Source organism: Vibrio sp. Scap24, from assembly GCF_013394185.1.
GTDB classification, from domain to species: Bacteria; Pseudomonadota; Gammaproteobacteria; order Enterobacterales; family Vibrionaceae; genus Vibrio; species Vibrio pomeroyi.
Window position 1 is genome coordinate 738,612 of the sequence record NZ_CP041332.1, and the last position, 22,872, is coordinate 761,483.

General features: G+C 44.3%; 16 protein-coding genes, 1 tRNA gene and 1 riboswitch. Of the genes, 5 read left to right on the forward strand and 12 right to left on the reverse strand.

Annotated elements, in window-relative coordinates; all coding sequences use genetic code 11:
* Positions 1-2: 2 nt before the first annotated feature.
* The 7 genes from oppB to moaA form a co-directional block, all read right to left on the reverse strand.
* Positions 3-923 (reverse strand): oligopeptide ABC transporter permease OppB, encoded by a 921-nt coding sequence (oppB, locus tag FLM53_RS02925; protein ID WP_017062174.1) that lies wholly within the window; start codon positions 921-923, stop codon positions 3-5.
* 114 nt (positions 924-1,037) lie between these two features.
* Entirely contained in the window at positions 1,038-2,669 is a 1,632-nt protein-coding gene (locus FLM53_RS02930; RefSeq protein WP_048659735.1) for an ABC transporter substrate-binding protein, read from the reverse strand.
* Between the two features lie 632 nt (positions 2,670-3,301).
* Positions 3,302-3,757, reverse strand: a complete 456-nt coding sequence (gene moaE / locus FLM53_RS02935; protein ID WP_017632502.1) for a molybdopterin synthase catalytic subunit MoaE — start codon at positions 3,755-3,757, stop codon at positions 3,302-3,304.
* Positions 3,758-3,759: 2 nt separating this feature from the next.
* Entirely contained in the window at positions 3,760-4,005 is a 246-nt protein-coding gene (moaD, locus tag FLM53_RS02940; RefSeq protein ID WP_055319720.1) for a molybdopterin synthase sulfur carrier subunit, read from the reverse strand.
* Positions 4,002-4,481, reverse strand: a complete 480-nt coding sequence (gene moaC, locus FLM53_RS02945; RefSeq protein WP_004734026.1) for a cyclic pyranopterin monophosphate synthase MoaC — start codon at positions 4,479-4,481, stop codon at positions 4,002-4,004. Before moaC ends, moaD begins: the two co-directional genes overlap by 4 nt.
* Positions 4,482-4,493: 12 nt before the next feature.
* Positions 4,494-5,006: a molybdenum cofactor biosynthesis protein B gene (gene moaB / locus FLM53_RS02950; protein ID WP_004734027.1), complete on the reverse strand. Its 513-nt coding sequence runs from the start codon at positions 5,004-5,006 to the stop codon at positions 4,494-4,496.
* A gap of 356 nt (positions 5,007-5,362) precedes the next feature.
* Positions 5,363-6,352, reverse strand: a complete 990-nt coding sequence (gene moaA / locus FLM53_RS02955; protein ID WP_017632500.1) for a GTP 3',8-cyclase MoaA — start codon at positions 6,350-6,352, stop codon at positions 5,363-5,365.
* Positions 6,341-6,493: riboswitch (molybdenum cofactor riboswitch) on the reverse strand. (Overlaps the previous gene by 12 nt.)
* Before the next feature lie 194 nt (positions 6,494-6,687).
* Between moaA and FLM53_RS02960 the strand changes: the two genes are divergently transcribed.
* A complete protein-coding gene (locus FLM53_RS02960; RefSeq protein ID WP_176680189.1) occupies positions 6,688-7,575 on the forward strand; it encodes a YvcK family protein in 888 nt (295 codons plus the stop codon).
* 100 nt (positions 7,576-7,675) lie between these two features.
* Here the strand turns inward: FLM53_RS02960 and luxU are convergent, their stop codons facing one another.
* The 3 genes from luxU to uvrB form a co-directional block, all read right to left on the reverse strand.
* Positions 7,676-8,020, reverse strand: a complete 345-nt coding sequence (gene luxU / locus FLM53_RS02965; protein WP_017632949.1) for a quorum-sensing phosphorelay protein LuxU — start codon at positions 8,018-8,020, stop codon at positions 7,676-7,678.
* A gap of 23 nt (positions 8,021-8,043) precedes the next feature.
* Positions 8,044-9,432: a quorum-sensing sigma-54 dependent transcriptional regulator LuxO gene (gene luxO, locus FLM53_RS02970; RefSeq protein ID WP_017632950.1), complete on the reverse strand. Its 1,389-nt coding sequence runs from the start codon at positions 9,430-9,432 to the stop codon at positions 8,044-8,046.
* Positions 9,433-9,756: 324 nt separating this feature from the next.
* Positions 9,757-11,787, reverse strand: coding sequence for an excinuclease ABC subunit UvrB (gene uvrB / locus FLM53_RS02975; RefSeq protein ID WP_017632951.1), 2,031 nt, complete (start codon positions 11,785-11,787; stop codon positions 9,757-9,759).
* Positions 11,788-12,296: 509 nt separating this feature from the next.
* On the opposite strand from uvrB, the gene FLM53_RS02980 reads away from it, so the two are divergent.
* A tRNA-Asn gene (locus FLM53_RS02980) sits at positions 12,297-12,372 on the forward strand.
* A 164-nt stretch (positions 12,373-12,536) separates the two neighbouring features.
* Here the strand turns inward: FLM53_RS02980 and melB are convergent.
* Together melB and FLM53_RS02990 are read right to left on the reverse strand one after the other, a co-directional pair.
* Positions 12,537-13,910 (reverse strand): melibiose:sodium transporter MelB, encoded by a 1,374-nt coding sequence (melB, locus tag FLM53_RS02985; protein ID WP_176680190.1) that lies wholly within the window; start codon positions 13,908-13,910, stop codon positions 12,537-12,539.
* Between the two features lie 478 nt (positions 13,911-14,388).
* Complete coding sequence (locus FLM53_RS02990) at positions 14,389-16,506, reverse strand: alpha-galactosidase (protein ID WP_176680191.1); 2,118 nt, start codon at positions 16,504-16,506, stop codon at positions 14,389-14,391.
* A gap of 830 nt (positions 16,507-17,336) precedes the next feature.
* Between FLM53_RS02990 and FLM53_RS02995 the strand changes: the two genes are divergently transcribed.
* The 3 genes from FLM53_RS02995 to FLM53_RS03005 all read left to right on the forward strand — a co-directional run bounded on the left by FLM53_RS02995 (position 17,337) and on the right by FLM53_RS03005 (position 22,783).
* On the forward strand, positions 17,337-18,581 hold the full coding sequence (locus FLM53_RS02995) for a carbohydrate porin (protein ID WP_136973539.1): 1,245 nt from the start codon (positions 17,337-17,339) through the stop codon (positions 18,579-18,581).
* Between the two features lie 105 nt (positions 18,582-18,686).
* Positions 18,687-19,571, forward strand: coding sequence for a MalM family protein (locus tag FLM53_RS03000; protein ID WP_176680192.1), 885 nt, complete (start codon positions 18,687-18,689; stop codon positions 19,569-19,571).
* Positions 19,572-19,681: 110 nt separating this feature from the next.
* Positions 19,682-22,783, forward strand: coding sequence for a beta-galactosidase (locus FLM53_RS03005; RefSeq protein ID WP_176680193.1), 3,102 nt, complete (start codon positions 19,682-19,684; stop codon positions 22,781-22,783).
* The last annotated feature ends 89 nt before the right edge of the window (positions 22,784-22,872 follow it).

Consider the following 22,872-nt stretch of genomic DNA (forward strand, 5'->3'; position numbering starts at 1 on the left):
TGTTAGTAGCGAATTTTCGGGTCAATCAGCGCTAGCAAAATATCAACGATTGCGTTGAACAAGATGAATAGGAAACCAATCAAGATGGTTACACCCATTACTAGCGAGTAGTCACGGTTAAACGCGGCGTTAACAAACAGCTTACCGATACCTGGTAGGCCGAAGATGGTTTCAACAACAACTGAACCTGTGATGATACCTACGAACGCAGGGCCCATGTAAGAAACAACAGGCAGCATTGCTGGCTTAAGTGCATGTTTTAGAATGATGTAACGGTAACTTAAGCCTTTTGCACGTGCAGTTCGGATAAAGTTACTGTTTAGCGTTTCAATCATGCTACCGCGAGTAATACGAGCAAAGGTTGCTACATAAAGAAGAGACATCGCGATAACAGGTAGCACGATGTACATGAATGTACCGCCATGCCAACCACCTGCTGGGAATATGTTCCAGTGCAGGGAGAAAAGGTAAATAAGCGCCGGTGCCAACACGAAGGATGGCATCACCACCCCGAGCATGGCGGTCGACATTATGGTGTAGTCGACCCAGGTATTGTGCTTCAAGGCAGCAATCGTCCCGACAGTGACCCCCATCAATAGTGTGAAGATAAAGGCAACGAAACCTACCTTCGCAGATACTGGAAGTGCAACCGCGATCAGCTCATTTACTGTGTAATCTTGGTATTTAAACGAGGGACCGAAGTCACCTTGTAAGATATTTGTCAAATACGTGGTGTATTGTTCAAATACTGGTTTATCTAAGCCGTATTTAGCTTCGATGTTAGCCATAACTTCTGGCGGTAATGGACGTTCGCTTGAAAACGGGTTACCCGGTGCGAAACGCATGAGAAAGAAAGATATAGTGATCAACACCAACATGGTTGGAATCGCTTCAAATATCCTTTTCATAATGAATTTAAGCATAAACTCACTCTTTCAGTCTGTGACAATTAAAATTAGAAAGACGCTACATGCGCGCCCTGCGCATGTAGTGTCTGTATCGTTATAGTTATATTAACTTTTTAGAATCGAAGCTTATTATTGAGCTTTGATGTATAGGTCTTTCGAGAAGATCTTATCTTCCGCGTTGTTGATTGGGAAACCACCAACATGCGGGTTAAGTAGACGAGATTTAACGTATTGGTAGATAGGAGCGATTGGCATGTCTTTTGCCATTAGCGCCTCAGCTTCTAGGTAAAGTGCTTTACGCTCTTCTTCTGAAGTTGAGTTAAGTGCTTTATCGATGATTTGATCGTAAGCCGCGCTGTCGTAGTGAACACCACCGGTAGTGTTGTTACTCTTCATTAGCGTTAGGAACGAAGACGCTTCGTTGTAGTCACCACACCAACCAGCACGTGCTACTTCGAAGTCACCAGAATCTTTAGAAGATAGGTACGTTTTCCACTCTTGGTTCTCAAGTGTTACAGAAAGACCCAGTGTTTTCTTCCACATAGAACCTAGCGCTACAGCAATCTTCTTGTGGTTCTCTGAAGTGTTGTAAAGTAGGTTGAATTTAAGTGGGTTGTCTTTACCATAACCCGCTTCTTCAAGAAGACGTTCCGCTTCTGCGTTGCGCTCTTTCTGAGACATCTTACCGTAAGCAGGTAGCTCAGGATCGAAACCAGCTGTGATTTCAGGCGTTAGGAAGTACGCAGGTTTTTGACCTTGCGCTAGGATAGCACCTGTTACGATATCACGGTCGATCGCGTAAGAGATTGCCTGACGAACACGAACATCATCAAATGGTGCTTTCTTCGTGTTGAAGATGTAGTAGTAAGTACATAGGTTACCCGCTACAGATACATCTTCCGCGTACTCTTTTTGAAGACGCTTGAAGTGCTCAGTTGGAAGTTCGTTTGTGAAATCGATTTCGCCAGATAGGAAGCGGTTCATTTCCGCTACTTGGTTTTCGATTGGTAGGAAGGTTACTTTATTTAGAACCGTCTTATCGTTGTTCCAGTATTGGTCGTTACGCTTAAGTACTAGACGCTCGTTAACAACCCATTTATCAACAGAGAATGCACCATTGCCAACAAAGTGCTCTGGCTTAGTCCACTGGTCACCGTATTTTTCAACAGTCGCCTGGTGTACTGGCTTCATTGTTGTGTGGCCCATCATCATTACGAAGTATGGTACCGCTGTTTCTAATTCAACAACAAGCGTGTTTGCATCTACAGCTTTAACGCCTAGCTCACTCTTGTCTTTCTTACCCGCTACGATGTCCTTCGCATTCGCCATCTTGGTATATTCCATGTACCAAGCGTATGGAGAAGCCGTCGCAGGATCGACTGCACGTTTCCAGCTGTATACGAAATCTTGAGCTGTTACAGGATCGCCGTTAGACCATTTTGCGTCTTTACGTAGGTGGAAAGTGAATGTTTTGTTGTCTGTCGTTTCCCAGCTTTCAGCAACACCAGGGATAGTATTACCTTCGCCGTCTTGGTTCACTAGACCTTCAAGAAGATCACGGATTACGTGAGATTCTGGTACACCTTGAGATTTGTGTGGGTCGATTGTCGCAACTTCAGTACCGTTACCACGAACAAGTTCCTGAACTTTTGCCAGTTCTGTACCTGCTGGAACTTCAGCAGCAATAGAAAGAGTAGAAGAGGCAGCCACTGCCAAACCAGCACCTAGAAGAAGGGCCTGAGTGATTTTATTCTTGTACATTTAATAAACTCCAAGTTTTATGTATTGCATCCATGACTTCTTTGCTTGGTTCACTGAACGGCAGTGATTTAGATTTATTTAGCTCAAAATTTAAGCATAAAAACCTAAAACCTTACAAAGATTGAGGCACACACTATCAACCATTGAAGTAATTTGCCATAAACAAGTCGCAAAAAATCGGATAATTCTCCGAATTACTCAAGGTAACAGTGTAAATCTCTAATAAAAACCTAATGAATAGTGAGTTACACATAGGGATTAATTAAAAAACAGCCTTTAGTGTTGATGTATCTGTATTGATACTTTTTTTTAGCATCTTATGCTAGAACACGGTCAGCAAATTAACATTAATGCCACATGAAATCTAATTGCACATCACATATCCCCTAAATAGACTCCACTATTTGTGAGGATTATCACTTTATACAAAACAGCATAATGCACTGCACCAAAACAGATTTAGAAATGCACCAAGACAGACAAAATCACGCACCGAATTTATATGCGACTTGAATGATTAACCATTTATTAATACACCAATTATTTATAAATAGCTTTGTAGCACGCACAAAAAAACCGACTTTAATAGTCGGCTTTTAATAATTGTTCTGAAGGTGAGTAACCTTGGGTGGTTATTTTTCCCAGCGCTCTGCAGCTTTCGCATCTGAATCTCGAGAGTCAACCCAACGAGTTTCTTCAGTGGTACGTTCCTTCTTCCAAAACGGCGCTTTGGTTTTCAGGAAGTCCATCACAAACTCACAGGCTTCAAAGGCGGCACCGCGGTGTGCACTGGATACACCAACGTAAACAATCTGGTCACCGATATCTAGGTCACCCACGCGGTGGATAACACGCATCTTTTGTATTGGCCAACGAGCCTCAGCTTGATCACAGATCTCGCTCAGTGATTTCTCTGTCATACCCGGATAGTGCTCCAGAGACAAACCAATCACATTGTCGCCAAGGTTCATATCGCGAACTTTACCAACGAACGTCACAATCGCTCCGGCAGCTGTACCTTGAGCCAAGTAATCGTATTCGTCGCCTACAGAGAAATCCTCTGCTGTCACTAATACTCTTGGATCCATGCTTAGCCTCCAGTTACAGGTGGGAAGAAAGCCACTTCATCGCCATCTTTCACTTCAGTTGTCAGAGGTACGATTGATTGGTTAAGCGCAGCCAGAAGCTTGCCTTCTTCCAAAGCGATATCCCATTTGCCTTCTTGTTCTACAAGGTGGCTGCGAATAGCTTCAATCGTCTTGAACTGTGCGTCAACTTCAACGCTGTCCACACCAACAAGTTCACGAGTTTGAGCAAAGAAAAGTACTGTTATCATGATTCCACCTTAAAGTGACCAGATTTACCACCCGTCTTCTCTAACAGGCGTACATTCTCGATAACAATGTCTTTCTGAACAGCTTTACACATATCGTAAATGGTTAGTGCGGCAACAGAAGCCGCCGTTAGCGCTTCCATTTCTACGCCTGTCTTACCAGCAAGCTTACAAACAGATTCGATGCGAACCTTGTTTTCAGACTCGATAGCCTCAAGCTGAACTTCGACCTTAGTCAGCAACAAAGGGTGACACAGTGGAATCAGGTCCCACGTCTTCTTTGCCGCTTGAATGCCAGCAATACGTGCCGTTGCAAAAACATCACCTTTATGGTGGCTGCCAGAAACAATCAGTTCTAGCGTTTCAGCAGACATTTGAACGAAAGCTTCTGCTCTCGCTTCACGTACTGTCTCTGCTTTAGCCGATACATCGACCATGTTTGCTTCGCCAGACGCGTTAATGTGGGTAAATTGGCTCATGCTCAAACCACCTTATACAGAAAGATGTGGCATGAAGTTACAAGGACGGTGGCTAGCATCCATCTGTTGCTTGATTATCTTAGTCCAACCTGTACGGCAAGCACCTGTAGAACCTGGCATCGCAAAGATTACTGTGTGGTTAGCAAAGCCCGCAATTGCACGAGATTGAATTGTCGATGTACCGATCTCTTCGTAAGACACTTGACGGAATAGCTCACCAAAGCCTTCTACTTCTTTGTCGAATAGTGGCTTAAGCGCTTCAGGCGTGCTGTCACGAGAAGTGAAGCCCGTACCACCAGTGATCATGATCGCTTGTACGCTTTCATCAGCGATCCACTTAGATACGATCGCACGGATCTTGTACATGTCGTCGATAACAATTTGCTTATCAACAACGTTATGACCCGCTTCTTTAGCATGCTCCGCTAGGTAACCACCTGACGTGTCATTTTCTTCTGTACGCGTATCTGAAACAGTTAGTACTGCGATGTTTGCTGCTTGGAATTTGCTTTCTGCGTGACCCATTTGTTCACCTATATAAATTTTTCAATTATGAGGGCGTGTTGACCTTTCGTGATTAAATTTTGTTCGAGATAAAAGCGTTTTAATCGCGGCGAGGGGGAAGTAGCCTAGTCATTCTAAGCAAATCTCCCTCAACAAAGAGTAAAACGCTTTTAGCCGAACCCTTCGGGCAGCATTTGCTGGTCATTTCTACTACGTTATCGGCTTCTCATGTAGGCTAGCTACACATCAAAGCCTCTGCCTTGTATAAATACCCAGCAACTCGCTGCAAAAATCAGCTCGAAAGAGCAACACGCCCTAGACTGATTCGCCCAGCCTGAAGAAGCTGAGCGATAAAATGCTTTAGAGTATATAGCGGGTTAACCGCCGATTGACGCCAAGTTTGGAGTCATGCCGCTGTTGCCATCATGCAAGAAGTGGCTAACGGACTTGGTTTGAAGCTGAGCCTGAATTCGATCAATGAGCTCTTGCTCTTGTTGATCTTCTTGAATCAGATCTCTCAGTTCAACACCGTGGTCGCCAAACAGACATAGGTGAAGTTTACCGGTCGCAGAAACACGCAGGCGGTTACAACTCTCACAAAAGTCTTTCTCGTAAGGCATGATCAAACCAATTTCACCCTTGTAGTCTGGGTGGACAAACACTTGTGCAGGGCCATCATTAACGGCTTTGACTTTTAGTAGCCAACCGTTAGCAATAAGCTGGTTGCGAATCGCAACGCCCGATACATGGTGTTTATCAAACAACTCGTCCATCTCGCCGGTTTTCATCAGCTCGATAAAACGTAATTGAATAGGTTTGTCTTTGATCCAATTAAGGAAGGCTGGTAATTCCTGACTGTTGAGGTCTTTCATCAATACAACGTTGACTTTGACTTGTTCGTAGCCAACCTCAAACGCTTTATCAATGCCTCGCATAACCTCAGTAAACTTATTCTCACCAGTGATCTGATGGAACATACGTGAATCTAAGCTATCCACGCTCACGTTTATATGGGTTAAACCAGCATCACGCCACTGCCCTACTTGTTTCTCCATGCGGTAGCCATTCGTTGTCGTGGCTACTTTTTCGATGCCTGGAGTAGAAGCAACGGTATGTATGATTTCAGGAAAGTCTTTACGCAGACTCGGCTCTCCGCCTGTGATGCGGATCTTTGAGGTACCACAATCTGCAAACGCTTTTACAACGCGTTTGATCTCGGGAACACTTAAAAAAGACGAGTTTTTTTGCCCTGACGGTTTATAACCATCCGGCAAGCAGTAAGTACATTTAAAGTTACAGACGTCTGTAACCGACAAGCGCAAGTAATAAAACTTGCGATGGAATCTATCTTCGAATTGTTGCGCCACGGAACACCTTTCCAAACACGGGAGGCATAATCATTTCCAATTAAGCCCTTGTGACAACATGTCACTGGCTCTTGATGCGTATCGGTACAGCAAATACCACTGTGCGACTTAGCATGCGAGAGCTCGGAGTTATGGCAACCGCACGTTATATTCATACGTGCAGTAGCTGAGTAATAAAATACTTAATATTTGTACGTGAATCTAGCTCTGATGGTAAAAAACGGGTCACATCGGCAAAAAAAACGTATCAAACGCTCAAAATAACTCTTGTTGAGTATATAGCGAGAAGCATTTAACCTAAATTATAGTTGGTAATAATCTAACAAGAACAAAAAATGAATATTTACTCTTCAAAGAAAGTCGTAGCAATCGGTGGAGGCCATGGCTTAGGTCGTATGCTTGCTGCACTAAAAGACTTTGGTAACAACGCAACTGGCATTGTTGCAACAACGGATAATGGCGGTTCAACCGGACGAATCCGAGACTGCCAAGGTGGTATCGCTTGGGGAGATACTCGTAACTGTATCAACCAATTGATCACTGAACCTTCAATCAGCTCGATGATGTTTGAATACCGCTTTCGCGGCCAAGGTGAACTCGATGGTCATAACTTGGGTAACCTGATGCTCACTGCATTAGACAACCTCTCGGTTCGTCCATTGGAAGCAATTAACCTAATTCGAAATATGCTTAAGGTCGACGTTAATATTGTGCCGATGACAGAGCACCCTTCTGACCTCACAGCCCTATCAATGGACGGCCGCTGGGTAACTGGCGAAACCAATGTTGATGACATGACAGAAAAACTGCGCATGATGGACTTGTCGCCAGAAGTGCCAGCAACCAAAGAAGCCGTAGCTGCGGTGGAAGAAGCAGACTGTATTGTGCTTGGCCCAGGCAGCTTTTTAACCAGTGTGATGCCTCCGCTGCTACTGCCAGAAATTGGCAAAGCAATCTCAGAAAACACCAAGGCAAAAGTTATCTTCATTGAAAACCTGTCTCCAGAACACGGTCCAGCAGGTAAAATGACGCTTCAAGAGCAATTGGAGTGGTGTGAACGTACTTGTAAAGCACGTAAAATAGACGTTGTACTAGGCAATGAACCACACCCAGAACTAGAAGGTCAATGGAATTGTGTGACCACGGATCTTGCATCTGCAAACCGAGATTGGCGACACGACCGAGTGAAGCTTCAACAAGCGATCGAAGCTCAGCTGGCTTAGTTCATTAGTTCATTAGTTCAAGCATCAGAAAACGAAAAGGAGCATCATGCTCCTTTTTTAGTCTCTGTATCTCTACCTGTATATTTCGCGATTAACCGCTTTAGAGATCCGTCATCAACTGCTGATACTCGGTATAAGTCGATAGCAGAAGTTCCTGCATATCTTGAAAATCAATATCTGTCACGGGCAATGCTTGCTTCACTTTTGCGTCTAAGCTAATAGCAAAATTACACAAAGAATCAGCACCAAAACTCGCCGCACTGCTCTTCAATGCATGGCTGATATCTGCCAAATACTTAGACGTATCGGTATCTTTGTTTAGCTCTAGGTGCTCGTAGTACCCCTTCAATTCACCTAAAAAGATTTCCAATAACACTGGGACATTCTCTTGCCCAATCTCACCGGCAAGCTCATCAACTTTTTGCTGATTTAATACTTTCATCATCGTTCTTTCTTATTGTTTGGCGATTACTGCTTCGCATTCCACGTTTGCAATTTACGGTATATCGTTGATGGACTGACATCCAAGAAACCAGCCGCACGAGGGATATTGCCATCACACGCTTTTATGGCCTGTTCGATTGCCGTTTTCTCAGTGATCCACAATGGGAAAATATCTTTTACTGTGATGTCTTCACTCTGCTTCTCTTTCAGGCGCAGACTGTTTTCAATCGGTTGATTCAATGGTGGCGGAAGCATGTTCAGAGTAATTTCTTTACCATTATTCAATACCACCACATTCCGCAATACATTTTGTAGCTGACGAACGTTACCCGGCCACTCATATTGGTTAAAGCGATCCAACACTTCCTGAGCAAAACGCACAAACGCCTTGCCTTCTTCAACCGACATGTAGCCCAATAATGAGTATGCAATCTCGATGACATCTTCACCACGCTCACGCAATGGCGGCAAGTGCAGAGGAATCACGTACAAACGGTAGTATAAATCTTCTCTAAAGCGACCTTCCTGTACTTCTTTCCAAGGGTCACGGTTGGTCGCACAAACAAAACGAACGTCCACACTCTTCATCTTCGAAGAGCCTACCTTTTGAAAAGTACCAGTTTGAATAAAACGCAGAAGCTTGGTTTGCAGTTCAAGGTCCATCTCACACAGCTCATCGAGGAACAGTGTTCCACCATCAGCCAATTCAGCGGCACCTTGACGATCGGTTGCCGCGCCCGTAAACGCCCCTTTTACGTGGCCAAACAGCTCACTTTCAATCAAGTCTTTAGGAATTGCCGCACAGTTGATTGCGATGAACGGCTTATCGCCACGCTTACTCGCCGCGTGAATCGCTTCTGCACACACCTCTTTACCCGTACCACTTTCACCAGTAATGAAAATACTCGCTTTACTCGATGCCGCAGAATCGATAGTTCGGTAAACCTGCTGCATGGTTTGGCTACTACCAATAAAACCTTGGTAGTTCTGGTTTCCCGGATGTTCAGAGCTGTTCTTAAGCTTGGTCGCTTTGCGGATCGCATTATTCACCGTAATACGAAGTCGGTCGGCTTCACACGGTTTGATAAGGAAGTCTTGAGAACCATGACGCATCGCTTCTACAGCGGTATCGATAGAGCCGTGCGCTGTCATGAAGATAACGGGCACTTCAGGGTATTTTTGTTTTACAGCAAAGAGTACGTCCATACCCGTCATATCAGGCAGACGTAGATCTAATAAAATGAGGTCAGGGATTCGATGATTCAAACTCTCAATTGCATCGCGGCCAGTACCGACAATGTTGATATCAATTTCGAGCGGTGTAAGATACGAGCGATATAACGCTGCGACTGAAGCTGTATCCTCCACCATCAACAAATACTTTGATTTGTTATCTAGCGTTTTTGATTGCATATCCTAGCCATTTATAATTTGCATTTCTTATTATAGTCGCATTCCGCTTTGCATTATGCAAATTAGCCACAATATTTGTATTGTATTTTTTTACTTGCTTCAAATAATCAATGTTTTATCTATATGGCACGAACGATGCAATTGTGTAGATGACCTTCGGGTCACCTAGCCAACTGACGTTGTTAGTGGACTGAGTGTTCACAAACGTAAGCCAGTAGAACATTTACTACTGGCTGTTTTTTTGTCTGAAACACTCTCAAATATTGTCTTTTGAGGCGAACTTCTTTAGTTAATTCTTGAGTTAAAAAGTACGATTAAGTGGAGTTAGCTATTGGTAATGAATTGCTTTCTTAGCTGCTCTATTTCATCACGCTTCTGTGCTGCCAATTCAAATTCCAAGTTCTGAGCATGCTGATACATTGCCGCTTCCAACTTGCTGATCTCTTTATCAAGCTGTTGCGGCGTAAGCACTGCATAACTTTCTGAAGGCTCAGCCACCTTAGACAACGGAACCTGTTTAGATTGTCGCTGTTGTTTCGACTTGGTGATGTCACCCAGTTCCATAATATCTTTGATATTACGCTTAAGCGCTTGTGGCGTAATACCCTGCTCTTCGTTGTAAGCTTGCTGTTTCTCTCTACGACGGTCGGTTTCATCAATCGCTTTTTTCATCGACTTAGTAATCGAGTCACCGTATAAGATCGCTTTACCTTCAAGGTTACGCGCAGCACGACCAATGGTTTGAATTAGAGAGCGTTCAGAACGTAAGAAGCCCTCTTTGTCTGCATCAAGAATCGCTACCAGCGAGACTTCAGGCATATCCAAACCTTCTCGAAGTAAGTTAATACCCACCAACACGTCGAACTCGCCTAGACGTAGGTCTCGAATGATCTCTACACGCTCAACCGTATCAATATCCGAGTGCAAGTAACGCACTTTAACGCCATGCTCGCTTAGGTATTCGGTTAAGTCTTCCGCCATTCGCTTGGTCAACGTGGTCACCAAAACACGCTCTTCTTTCGCTGAACGGATTCTGATTTCAGACAACAAGTCATCAACCTGAGTCGCGACCGGTCTTACTTCAATAATTGGATCTAACAGGCCAGTAGGACGAACGACTTGATCAGCAATCTCGCCATCTGATTTTTCAATCTCGTAATTACCTGGAGTGGCAGAGACAAAAATCGTTTGCGGCGCGATAGATTCAAACTCGTCGAACTTCATTGGACGGTTATCCAATGCAGAAGGTAGACGGAAACCAAACTCAACCAGAGTTTCCTTACGCGAACGGTCACCTTTGTACATGGCGCCAATTTGCGGCACAGTCACGTGTGACTCATCGATAATCAACAGACCATCATCAGGCAAGTAGTCAAATAACGTCGGAGGCGCTTCCCCTTCAGCACGACCACTTAGGTATCGTGAATAGTTTTCGATACCAGAACAGAAACCAAGTTCCGTCATCATCTCGATATCAAACTGAGTTCTCTGAGAAATGCGCTGCTCTTCCAAAAGCTTGTTATTGTCTTTTAGATATTGAGCTCGGTCTCGAAGTTCGTCTTTAATGTTCTCGATCGCCTCAAGGATTTTCTCTCTTGGCGTTACATAGTGAGTTTTCGGATAAACGGTAAAGCGCGGTAAGTCTCTCTGTTTAACCGCACCAGTCAGTGGGTCAAAGATACTGATGCAATCCACTTCATCATCGAACATCTCGATTCGCACAGCATCTTGGTCAGATTCAGCAGGGAAAATATCAATCACTTCACCACGAACGCGGAACTGACCACGCTCGAACGCCACGTCATTTCTTGAATATTGCAGCTCAGCCAAGCGGCGCAAGATATCACGCTGATCCATGACCTCACCGCGACTCAAGTGAAGCATCATCTTCAGGTAAGACTTAGGATCACCCAGACCATAAATGGCCGATACAGACGCGACAATGATGGCATCTTTTCGTTCTAGCAAGGCCTTGGTTGCCGAAAGCCTCATTTGTTCAATATGGGCGTTCACAGACGCATCTTTCTCGATGAATGTGTCTGTTGTCGGAACGTAGGCTTCCGGTTGATAGTAATCGTAGTAAGACACGAAATACTCGACGGCATTGTTAGGAAAGAAGGATTTCATCTCACCATACAATTGAGCGGCCAACGTCTTGTTGGGCGCTAACAAGATCGCCGGTCTTTGAGATTGAGAAATGACGTTGGCAAGGGTAAAGGTTTTACCTGAGCCCGTTACCCCTAATAGCGTTTGATGTGCCAAACCAGAATCCAATCCATCTAGTAATTTGGTTATCGCTGTCGGCTGGTCACCGGACGGGCTGTAGTCCGATACCAAGTCAAAGAGTTTACTCATAGGTCGCCATTTCCATACTGTTTTTTTAATCAGGTCATTGTCACTCTAGGAGGAGTGTCGTTGCAACTATTATCTAGAGAAATGCTTCTTAAGATTCGAGATCAGTTATAGCTTTTATTTTTAGAACTTGATATTATCCGTGCCCCTGCAAAGTTTCCCCAGCTAAATTACTCGAATTTTAATCCACTACTTTTCCCCAAAAAACCTAAAAATACCGCTTGTTTTACTGTTCAATTTATAATCTAGAAAAGTTATACAACCGTGATATTTTGATACTATTGCTTTAAATACATCAAGTTAGATCCATTTTTTACATTTTCAGATTTATCCCAATTATTGTTGTTAAAGTTTCACACACACACTTATCCACAATTTTGGTGGATAACTAAAGCAAACCTAAATCCAATAAGGCGTTCCAGAAAGTAAAGTTTTTTATCTTACTTTTTTCTGCTATTTTTTGTTGACAGAAAAACGGACTGTTATTAGAATTCGCGTCGCTAACAAGCAATTCCCCTTTAGTTCAGTTGGTAGAACGGCGGACTGTTAATCCGTATGTCGCAAGTTCAAGTCTTGCAAGGGGAGCCAAATTTAAAGAAGCCGCATCACTCGATGCGGCTTTTTGCGTTTTAGTCGAAACAAAAGCTCTACAGCACGGCTTTGATTAGGTAACACCCATAAAAAAACGCCTCACAAGGAGGCGTTTGGGCTTAGTGACTAAACTGAGCTTTATTCAAGGTTAAACAGTGTGTTTATGCTTCAGCAGTAACAGTATTCACCTGTGTCTCTGGATCCGCTTGTTCTTTATCAAAGCCTTCATGCAGATGGTAGTAACGCTTGTAAACAAGAGCACTTACCGTCATTAGAATGGCAGGCAGTCCTACCATCATAAATTGTAAACCCATAATTGTGCTGTCAGACTGTTCCACGTTTGGTACATACCCCACGATTGATAAGCCGATACCCACGATGAAACCACCCGCTGCGCCAGCAAACTTCACAAGCATAGTTTGAACAGAGAAGATAACACTCTCGCTACGACGACCTGTTTTATGCTCACCGTAATCTACAACATCCGCTAGCATAACCGTTTGAAGTGCGTTCGCGATGCCCACACCAAACTTGATTGCCGCACCTGCGATACCGATTAGAATCGCGTTACCTGGAGCAATGAAGCCCATGATTAGCAGAGTGATACAAGACAACACAGGGAAACCACAAGCGATAACCCATAGATGTTTACGTGGTAGCGCAGAAGCAATACGAGGGAACAAGAACACACCAGCAACTTCAGCAATACCTGCAACCATCATATAAACAGGGAACAAGTCTGCGTTGCCTAATGCGTAAGAGAAGTAGTAAATAGCAAAACCACCCACCAACAAGTTCGCAATTTGGAACGACAATACCGTACCAATAAGTGCTTTTAGTTGGTCGTTTTTGCCGATGATAACTAGTACATCTTTGAAGCTGAAACGTTCAGCAGGTTTAGCATTCGCTGGTGCAGATTTTTCTTTTACATTACGAGCAATCAAGAATGCGCTCATCACGAACAATACCGCAATCAACATAGCAACGTTGAAGAAGCCTTGTCCTTGGTCACCATCACCTAACTTGCCAACAATGTGTAAACCGTAAGTACCCGTAATAAACCACGCTAAGCTAGCAAACAGTCTTGGCCATACCACAAGCTTTTCACGCTCTTGACGAGAACTTGATAGCGCAGGAATCATAGACCAGTATGGAATATCCATAATGGTGTAAGTAAGACCCCATAAGATATAAGCAGCAGCCGCATAAATGTATAACGTAGTGCCTTCGAACATGTGCGTACTGAAAAGACCAACGAGCACTACCGCATTTAATAGAGTACCAATCACAATCCAAGGTCGGAATTTACCAAACTTAGATCGTGTGTTATCAACGATAACGCCCATCATTGGGTCGGTTACCGCATCGACGATACGAGCGGCTAAAAAGATGGTACCCACGAACGCAGCTGAAAGCCCGGCAACATCCGTAAAATAGAACATCAGGAAGATGTAGATCGGGGCACAGGCAAAGTCTTTACCAAGAGCCCCAAGTCCATAAGATAATTTGGTTTGTAGAGTAATTTGATCAGACATAATATTTCCTTCAGGCACGTAACCCCATCTCCTAACAGACGTTGAAACGCTCACCTTTTATTTATAATAATTCATCCACTTAAGTTCCGTTTTAGAGCCACTCTTTGGTCGCTTCTTAAAACACTCAAGTATCAAGTCCGACGCTAATGTAACCATTCGTCTTAATTGATACTGTGATCAACAACCACTTCATGGAAACGTTTTCAGTCCAGTTATCAAAGTGAGAGATCAAACAATAAATCACTCTCATTTTTGGAGAATAAGCGCGATTTAAGTCATGAAAATCATCTACTACGTACTCACTTTTATGAGAACGATTACAGAAAACGAATGCTACGACCTGTTATCAACATGGATTCTTACTGAAAATAACGAGCTCGATTCATTTTTTCGTAGCAAAAGTAACGTTGTTAATGGCAATAAAAAACCGCACAAGTCTCCTTGTGCGGTTCATGGGTTTCAAAATTATCTATATGAGTTAATCGATACGCTCAAACTTAATCAACATCGCGGTTTCAGCATCAAGGATTGGCATTGTCAAACCAACCTCAGCACACCATGCTCCAGACAGCTCGCAACCAGATTCCGTCCAAGGTGGTTGATAATTAGCGATGTCGCTGTAATTAGCAGGCTTGTCTATCACAGACACCTTATAGATACTTTGCGGATCTAACCCAGGGATTCGTAAGTGCCCACTCAATGAATTAGTTGGCATCGCCAGTTGTGCCACCATAACAACAGCTTCTGATGTATCTTCTGACACCACGGCATGTATTTGATGAGCGTTATCGTCTGCCGGAATTCGCCAGGTTCGCCCACTATGCAGCAATGGACGTAGCATCTTATGTAAACGAATATAGTGTTCAAAACCCTGTTTTTCTTCTTCGACTTCTTTCACAGGATCTAATTCAATACCCATGTGACCAAAAAGCGCCGTGAGCCCACGAAATTCAATACTATGGCGACGACGAGTACTGTGGCAGTGGCTTGCTCCTATATGGCTTCCCATCACCTCTGGCGGGAAAAAGTAACTCATTCCACGCTGAATCGTTTGTCTTTCCAGAGCGTCATTGTTATCAGATGCCCAAAAACGTTGTGTACGCTTAAGGACTTCAAAATCAATGCGTCCACCACCCGCTGCACAAGATTCAATATCGACTGCTGGGTGCTTCGCTCGCACTTTGTCGACCAGCTCATAATAGCGAGCCGTTTGTTGGTGAGCAGCCGCTCTGCCTAAGTGTGCAGGTTGTACAACTTCTCGATTCATATCCCACTTGATGTAAGCGATATTGTATTGGCTCAAAAAATGGTCAAGGCGCTCAAACAAGAAGTCGAATGCCTGCTGATTCTGGAGATCGATAACATATTGATTGCGCCCTGTCGGCTGATCATAACCGTCCACCGCCAGCAACCAATCAGGATGTGCTCGATATAAGTCTGAATCTTTGTTGATCATCTCTGGCTCAAACCACAAGCCAAATTCCATACCTAATTGATTCACGTGTTCAACGACAGGCTTTAAACCATTAGGGTATTTTTCTTCATCTAAGAACCAATCGCCTAATGCGGCTTTATCGCCGTCACGCCCTTTAAACCAGCCGTCATCAATGATAAAGCGCTCCACTCCCATCTCAGCTGCTTGGCTAGCCATCGACATAATGTAATCAGGGTCATGGTCAAAATAGATACCTTCCCAGGTATTCAGGTGGATAGGTCGAGGTTTTTGTACGAAAGATTCAGGCAAAATTGAGTGGCGTACGTGTGAATGGAATTGGTGACTCATTCCATTTAAGCCAGCAGCACTGAAGCTCGCGTAAAGCCAAGGCGTTGTTAAGGTTTCGCCTTCATCCAATGCGATCTCGCCCGGTAGATAAATCACTTCGGCTTGCACATAGCGACGACCATCTGCTTTTACATCAGCACGTAATCTGTGGTTTCCACTCCAAGCGAAGTGAATCCCCCATACATCACCGTTCATTTCATTGAAGTTGGATGTACCGACAACCATTGCAGGGTAATGCTCATGAGACGTTCGTCCGCGACGGTTTTCTTGTTGATACCCGCCTTGTTGTAAGGGTTGACGCACCGTTTGGAACTCATGAACCCAACGGCCGTAATACGTCATGAGCTCACTGGCTCTAGCAGGTAACGGCAAGGTATTTGCCAGACGGCTCACCTGGTAAAGCCCAGGTTTAATATTGGTTAGCGTGTGACGGGATTTAACGACGTCATATTCATCAAGGCATAGCTCCGTTGTCAAACGTAAGCCAGCTCGTAGGTCTTCACTCTCAATGAGTAAGCTCGATGGCGTCTGTTGAATCTCCGTAATAGAAAAAACAGGCGCCCAATCCATGCCATCTCGGTGCCCTTCCAGTGCAGGACTGCTGAAAACGCCACGTCCGAGCTCGGGACTCAGTGACATTGCAACATCATTATCAAGACGGCCATATGGAACTGGCCTTTCAAGAGAAACACGGAAGTTGGCTAAATCACCACGAACGGGGACTCCCCAATGAAGAATTTCGGCAAAATCGCCAAGTTCTACAATCAGTTGCGAGTGTTTACCGGTAATATCAATTAGGGATTTATTCGTCATTTTTTTAACCTTAACGCGTTTAATTACCCCGTATCATAATTATTGAGCCCAGAGTTTCTGTGATCAAACTCGAAATCATGAAAACGTTTCCAGTAAAAATTTAGGACTGATAACTTTGGTAAATAACACCTAATTCAAAGATTTAGACTGACCACCATTCCATCTCATATCACGAACCTCTAGGTAGAATTGAACTTTCCACTCAAAATAAAGCAATATAAAACGATAATTAACGGCTATTTAACCCTTTAAATTCAGTACATTAAATCAAATCCCCCACTAACACATACGCTAAAATACATTTCCTCTTGAACTGATCACATCACACTCGTATTCTTAGATCTTCGAGTACATCTATGAAGTGTCTCTCTGGGTCCTAACTTTTACATTCCAGCTTGACGGTACAGAACACAATGCTTGTAGCCATGCTGCTGCATTTGCTTTGATACTTACTTCCTTGTCTCACGAGCCCAGTTATCATTAACTGGGCTGCTTTTCCCCCAAAGCCCTCGAACAACTGACACTCAAAGCACACCACGCCCACTTCACCTCTACTTTCAAGACAAACAACAGCATCATCACTCCTTCTAAACCACCGCACAGCACTGAGTAAAGAAAACGATTCCACTTAAAAATCACAAACCCTTGCGTAAAACCGCCTCTACAAGCCCAATAATCAGATCAAAATCACACAAAATAATCACAAACCCATCAATAGCATAAAAATGCCAACCTCATCATGAAAACGTTTCCAGAGTTTATTTACACTCTCGCTTGAGTTAGGACTCAAACATAAAAATATCCATAAATAAAAATAATGGAGACACTTCATGAAACAAAAAATGCTAGTCAAAGCATTAGGATTCACTCTGTCCCTCGCCCCATTAGTCAGCTTCGCTGCAGTGGAGAACGTAACGTATTTTGGTTATGCAAAATGGGGCAACATCTACACCGACAATGACCAACATAACGACGGAAAAGGAGAACGAAACGACGTTATTCGAGCTGGCCAAGGTTACGGTAACTACCGTTTAGGTAATGAACTAAATTGGTGGGAAGCGGGTGTGAAAGCCGATGTATGGCGTGACAATGACGCTTATTTTGACACCACGATTTATCTAGGTAGTGGTGATAGCTGGGGAGACGTGAGTACGATTCAGCTTTGGTCAGCAGGCCATGGGCTTATCGACGGCCAACCCAACGCAAAAATTTGGGCAGGTGAACGTTTTTACCGTCGCCACGAAGTCCACATGATAGATGTGAAGTACTGGGATACATCCAGCACCGGTCTTGGTATTGAAGATTGGGATCTCGGCTTTGCTGATGCTCACTTAGCTTGGATGGCACCAAACTCTTCAAGTGACGATGGACGCAGCCTTCATAACATCGATGCCCGCTTAAGTGGCATTGAACTGAGTGAAACTGCGGACCTAACACTCGGCCTAAACTACGTAACTACGCAGAACTCAAGCTACGACGATAAAGACATTACTACTTCTGGCGCAATGCTCTCTGCTCTTTACCGTCAAGCTTGGAACTACGGCTCAAACACCTTGGCCTTCCAATACGGTACCGATGCGTTGGCAGGCGGGTTAATGAGTGCTGAAGGTGGATCAAACAGAAAATACAGCACGGGTGTGGAACACGATGGCTCTAGCTGGCGCCTATTTAACCACGGTGATTTGAATATCAGTGAAGATGTTCAAGTGATGTACTCCATCGCTTATCAAGATAAAAACCTAGATAACAACGATGGTGAGAAGTGGTTCAGTGTCGGAGCTCGTCCTCAATATGCTTGGACAGATTACATGTCGACAGCATTAGAAGTGGGTTACGAAACGGTAGAAGCTCAAAATGGCTCGGGCACCAACGATATGTATAAAGTGACCGTGGCTCAAATGTTCCAAGCTGGAAAAGGGGTATGGGCTCGTCCATCTATTCGTATTTTTGCGACGTACTCTGAATCCAACAACGAATGGGACCGTGGTAACGAAGTGTATGGCACGGCGACGAGCATCAATGCAGAGACCGTCGATGAGATTACCTTTGGTTTCAACGTAGAAACTTGGTGGTAAACACAGAAACAAAGCGTCAATTCAACCATTGAGTTGGCGCTTGAAACTGGAATAGCAATTTAATGGGGAAGCCAATGGTTCCCCCTTTACAAAGGTAGTAATCAGATGAAATTAAAATCATTGGTAGCCATTCTCGCGGCATTAACTGTAAGCGCATGCAGCGGAATACCAGAACAAGAACTCAATACTGATTTCAATAGCAGTGCATGTTGTTCTCAACTCAGCGCGCTACCTGTCACTCAATTATCTATTCCATTCCACCAGCAAGTCATCATGGACGGTGATTTGCCGACCCTGTCCGCTTCAATACTGAATGAAAACGTAGCAGCAAATAACCAACGGTTTCCAACGACCGCATATCAAATTAGTGACGATGCAGAATCGCTATCACTGCTAGTACGCTCATACATAAAAGATGATGCCTTGTTCGCTCCATCGATCTATATCTTTGATAAGCAATGGCAACTGCTCGGCCAGTACCGCGCGAACGACTTCACTTATTACCCAACCGCTATGCAAGGACTAGAAAGAATTGAGGTATCCATTTCACTGATGCCGCAACGAGACAATGCACAGTATGTTGTGGTGAGTGCCGATAGCACCAAATTAGACAGCACTATCAGTCGTATTCACCCTGAAGAACTGTATTCAGAATCTCAGCAAATCATCGGCAATAAGCAACTGCCTCTAACCGCCACATTTAGCAGTGTTGGGATCATTGATATTACGGCGAGCAAATCTACAAACAGTACGGTTTTGACGCTCTTGGCTGAGCTTGGTGTTTCATCAAATACTCAACCTGAAACCTTAGGTTCTCAGCCATCACCTGTCGAAACGAACCAACAAGCACAATGGTTGGATGTTCAACAAGAAATTGATCAAGCACTCGATAATAACGACGTCAAACAAGCCGCATTTGTTGCTAACCAAGCGGCTGAACAGGGCTTGCCACAAGCGAAAGATTATTTATTAAAACAACTCGCTGAGTAGCAAAAGAAACACGTAATACAAACCATTTGAACAGCGGTCACCACAGCTTAAGAAAGTGGTGACTCAATAGAATAATTATCAATATTGAACACTTTAAGAGTAGGAATACCATGAAGGCATTTTCAAACATCATCCAAAGACGCGATTGGGAAAACCCGCAGTCTGTGAATATCCACTGCCTAAATGCGCACAGCCCATTATCAAGCTACCGCAGCCTCGAACACGCTCGAGAGGGCATTGAGTCACAACGTAAATCTCTTAATGGACAATGGAAGTTCAAATACTTTGATGCACCGGAACACGTTAACGGTGAGTTCATCGAAACGAGTTTTGATGACTCGCAATGGGACGAAATAACCGTTCCTGCTAACTGGCAACTTCAAGGTTACGATAAGCCGATTTACGCCAACGTAAAATACCCATTTGAAGTGAATCCACCGTTTGTTCCAGCGGACAACCCAACCGGTTGTTACCGCACTCAAGTTACATTAACGGAACAAGATTTAGAAAACACACAACGTATTATCTTCGATGGTGTAAATTCTGCTTTTCATCTCTGGTGTAACGGTGACTGGGTTGGCTACAGCCAAGATAGCCGTTTGCCTGCCGAGTTTGACCTAACTCAGTATCTGACCGTTGGCGACAATACCCTTTCAGTAATGGTGATGCGTTGGTGTGATGGTAGTTACCTTGAAGACCAAGATATGTGGTGGCTAAGCGGTATTTTCCGTGATGTCATCTTACTAGCAAAACCAAAGCAGTGCATTGAAGATGTGTTCGTTACACCAGACTTAGACGCATGTTATCGCGATGGTTCGCTGTCTATCGTGACAAAAATTACAGCTCCAGACACCTTCCAAGTACAGATTCAATTGTTTGAAGGCGAGAACACGGTGACCGAGCCGATTATCGACCGTCCACACAATCGCCGCATTGATGAGCGCGGAACATATGATGATGTCGTATTTCAGACTCTTCATGTACGAGAGCCAAAAAAATGGAGCGCAGAAGTTCCTAGTCTCTACCGTGTTGTTGTGTCTTTACTTGATGAACAGGGTAACCACATCGAAAGCGAAGCCTATCAAGTCGGTTTCCGAAAAGTAGAAATGACCGACGGTCAGCTGAAGCTAAATGGAAAACCACTATTGATCCGTGGTGTGAATCGTCATGAACATCACCCAGAGCTTGGGCATGTAATGACGGAAGAAGATATGATTCGTGATATCTGCTTAATGAAGCAATACAACTTCAATGCTGTGCGCACGGCTCACTACCCTAATCACCCTCGATGGTATGAGCTGTGTGATGAATACGGTTTATATGTGTGTGATGAAGCGAACATCGAAACTCACGGCATGCAGCCGATGAACCGATTATCTGCCGATCCACAATGGGCACACGCGTATATGAGTCGCTACACACAAATGGTAATGCGCGATAAAAACCACGCTTCAATTATCATTTGGTCTTTGGGGAATGAGTCCGGACACGGCAGCAGCCACAATGCGATGTACGCATGGTCGAAACAGTATGACCCTTCTCGCCCAGTTCAGTACGAAGGCGGCGGTTCAAACACCACAGCAACCGACATCATTGCTCCTATGTACGCACGCGTTAACAGCACTATCGAAGACGATGCAGTTCCGAAATGGTCTATCAAGAAATGGGTTTCTTTGCCTAATGAGCAACGCCCACTGATCCTTTGCGAATACGCGCATGCAATGGGTAACAGTTTAGGCAGCTTTAACGATTACTGGGATGCATTCAGAGAGTACCCTCGCCTGCAAGGCGGTTTCATCTGGGATTGGGTTGACCAAGGTCTTAGCCAATGGGATGAAAACGGTGAACACTTCTGGGCATACGGTGGCGACTTCGGTGACACGATCAACGATCGTCAGTTCTGCATCAATGGTTTGATCTTCCCAGATCGCAGCGTACATCCAACCTTAGAAGAGGCGAAGTACTGCCAAAGAATGATCAGCGTGACATTGGATGAGCAAACTGAAAACCAAGTCCGCATAACTGTGAACAACGAAAACCTATTCCGTGCGACCGACAATGAAACACTGAACTGGCAATTGCTTGAAAATGGCATCGCGATTCAATCGGGCCAGCAAGTTTTATCGATTGCTGCAGACAGCTCGCAAGCTCTTGAAATAAATCTTACGTTCGCACCAAAAACAGAGGCCCAATATCACCTCAACACAGATGTTACTTTGACTCATGCAACCCAATGGGCGGAAGAAGGCCATGTTTGTGCAACTGAACAGTTTGCCTTGCGTAACCAAGCTGGATTACAAATTCCTGAGCCGAAGAACGCCCTCGCACCTCAAGTGAAACAAAACGACAATCACGTTATGGTGTCTAGCCTAGATGAAACACATCAATGGCAATGGGATACACAAAGTGGATTACTCACCAACTGGATTGTCGATGGACAACCTCAGGTACTTAAAGCCCCTGAAGATAATTTCTATCGCGCGCCACTTGATAACGACATTGGCATCAGCGAAATAGACAACATCGACCCAAACGCATGGGCTTGTCGATGGGAGCTCGCGGGAATTGGTCAATGGGAACGTCAATGTACTAGCTTTGTTATGCAAGGTCTCGCGGATTCAGTGCAAGTGACTTCTGTGTTCGCTTACCAGTTTAATGGTCAAATCCAAGCTGTGACAAAATGGCTGTACACGTTAAACAATCAAGGTGAAATGCACATTGCGGTTGATGTCACCCTAGCCGACCATTTACCCCCAATGCCACGTATTGGTCTTGAAATGGAACTGCCTTTATCAATCGAAACCGCAAATAAAACACAGATTGCATGGCAAGGTTTAGGGCCATTTGAAAACTACCCTGACCGTTTAGCCGCTGCTCGATTTGGGTTACACAAGCAAACCCTAGATCAAATGCACACGCCTTATATCTTCCCAACAGACAGTGGCTTGCGTTGTAGCACTAAGCATTTGAACGTCGGTAACATCAGTGTCGAAGGCGACTTCTCATTCAGTGTCGGTCAATACAGTCAGCAACAATTGACGAACGCCAAACACACCAATGATCTCACTCGAGAAGAGAAAATCTACGTACGTGTTGATCATAAACATATGGGCGTTGGCGGTGATGACTCTTGGAGCCCAAGTGTCCATCAAGAATTCCAACTCACTGATAACCAATACCGTTATCAGGTAGCACTAAAAAGCACATCATAAGCAAAATTAAACCCGCGGCTCAGCCTGAATCCGCTTGGTTTTACGATGTCCTGATTCGCTTAATTCACACGCCAATGTGACTATAAAGC

Excerpts from the sequence above, each read along its gene's own strand:
- oppB (WP_017062174.1), bottom strand. The coding sequence starts at position 923 with ATGCTTAAATTCATTATGAAAAGGATATTTGAAGCGATTCCAACCATG.
- FLM53_RS02930 (WP_048659735.1), bottom strand. The coding sequence starts at position 2,669 with ATGTACAAGAATAAAATCACTCAGGCCCTTCTTCTAGGTGCTGGTTTG.
- moaE (WP_017632502.1), bottom strand. The coding sequence starts at position 3,757 with ATGGATCCAAGAGTATTAGTGACAGCAGAGGATTTCTCTGTAGGCGAC.
- moaD (WP_055319720.1), bottom strand. The coding sequence starts at position 4,005 with ATGATAACAGTACTTTTCTTTGCTCAAACTCGTGAACTTGTTGGTGTG.
- moaC (WP_004734026.1), bottom strand. The coding sequence starts at position 4,481 with ATGAGCCAATTTACCCACATTAACGCGTCTGGCGAAGCAAACATGGTC.
- moaB (WP_004734027.1), bottom strand. The coding sequence starts at position 5,006 with ATGGGTCACGCAGAAAGCAAATTCCAAGCAGCAAACATCGCAGTACTA.
- FLM53_RS02960 (WP_176680189.1), top strand. The coding sequence starts at position 6,688 with ATGAATATTTACTCTTCAAAGAAAGTCGTAGCAATCGGTGGAGGCCAT.
- luxU (WP_017632949.1), bottom strand. The coding sequence starts at position 8,020 with ATGATGAAAGTATTAAATCAGCAAAAAGTTGATGAGCTTGCCGGTGAG.
- luxO (WP_017632950.1), bottom strand. The coding sequence starts at position 9,432 with ATGCAATCAAAAACGCTAGATAACAAATCAAAGTATTTGTTGATGGTG.
- uvrB (WP_017632951.1), bottom strand. The coding sequence starts at position 11,787 with ATGAGTAAACTCTTTGACTTGGTATCGGACTACAGCCCGTCCGGTGAC.
- melB (WP_176680190.1), bottom strand. The coding sequence starts at position 13,910 with ATGTCTGATCAAATTACTCTACAAACCAAATTATCTTATGGACTTGGG.
- FLM53_RS02990 (WP_176680191.1), bottom strand. The coding sequence starts at position 16,506 with ATGACGAATAAATCCCTAATTGATATTACCGGTAAACACTCGCAACTG.
- FLM53_RS02995 (WP_136973539.1), top strand. The coding sequence starts at position 17,337 with ATGAAACAAAAAATGCTAGTCAAAGCATTAGGATTCACTCTGTCCCTC.
- FLM53_RS03000 (WP_176680192.1), top strand. The coding sequence starts at position 18,687 with ATGAAATTAAAATCATTGGTAGCCATTCTCGCGGCATTAACTGTAAGC.
- FLM53_RS03005 (WP_176680193.1), top strand. The coding sequence starts at position 19,682 with ATGAAGGCATTTTCAAACATCATCCAAAGACGCGATTGGGAAAACCCG.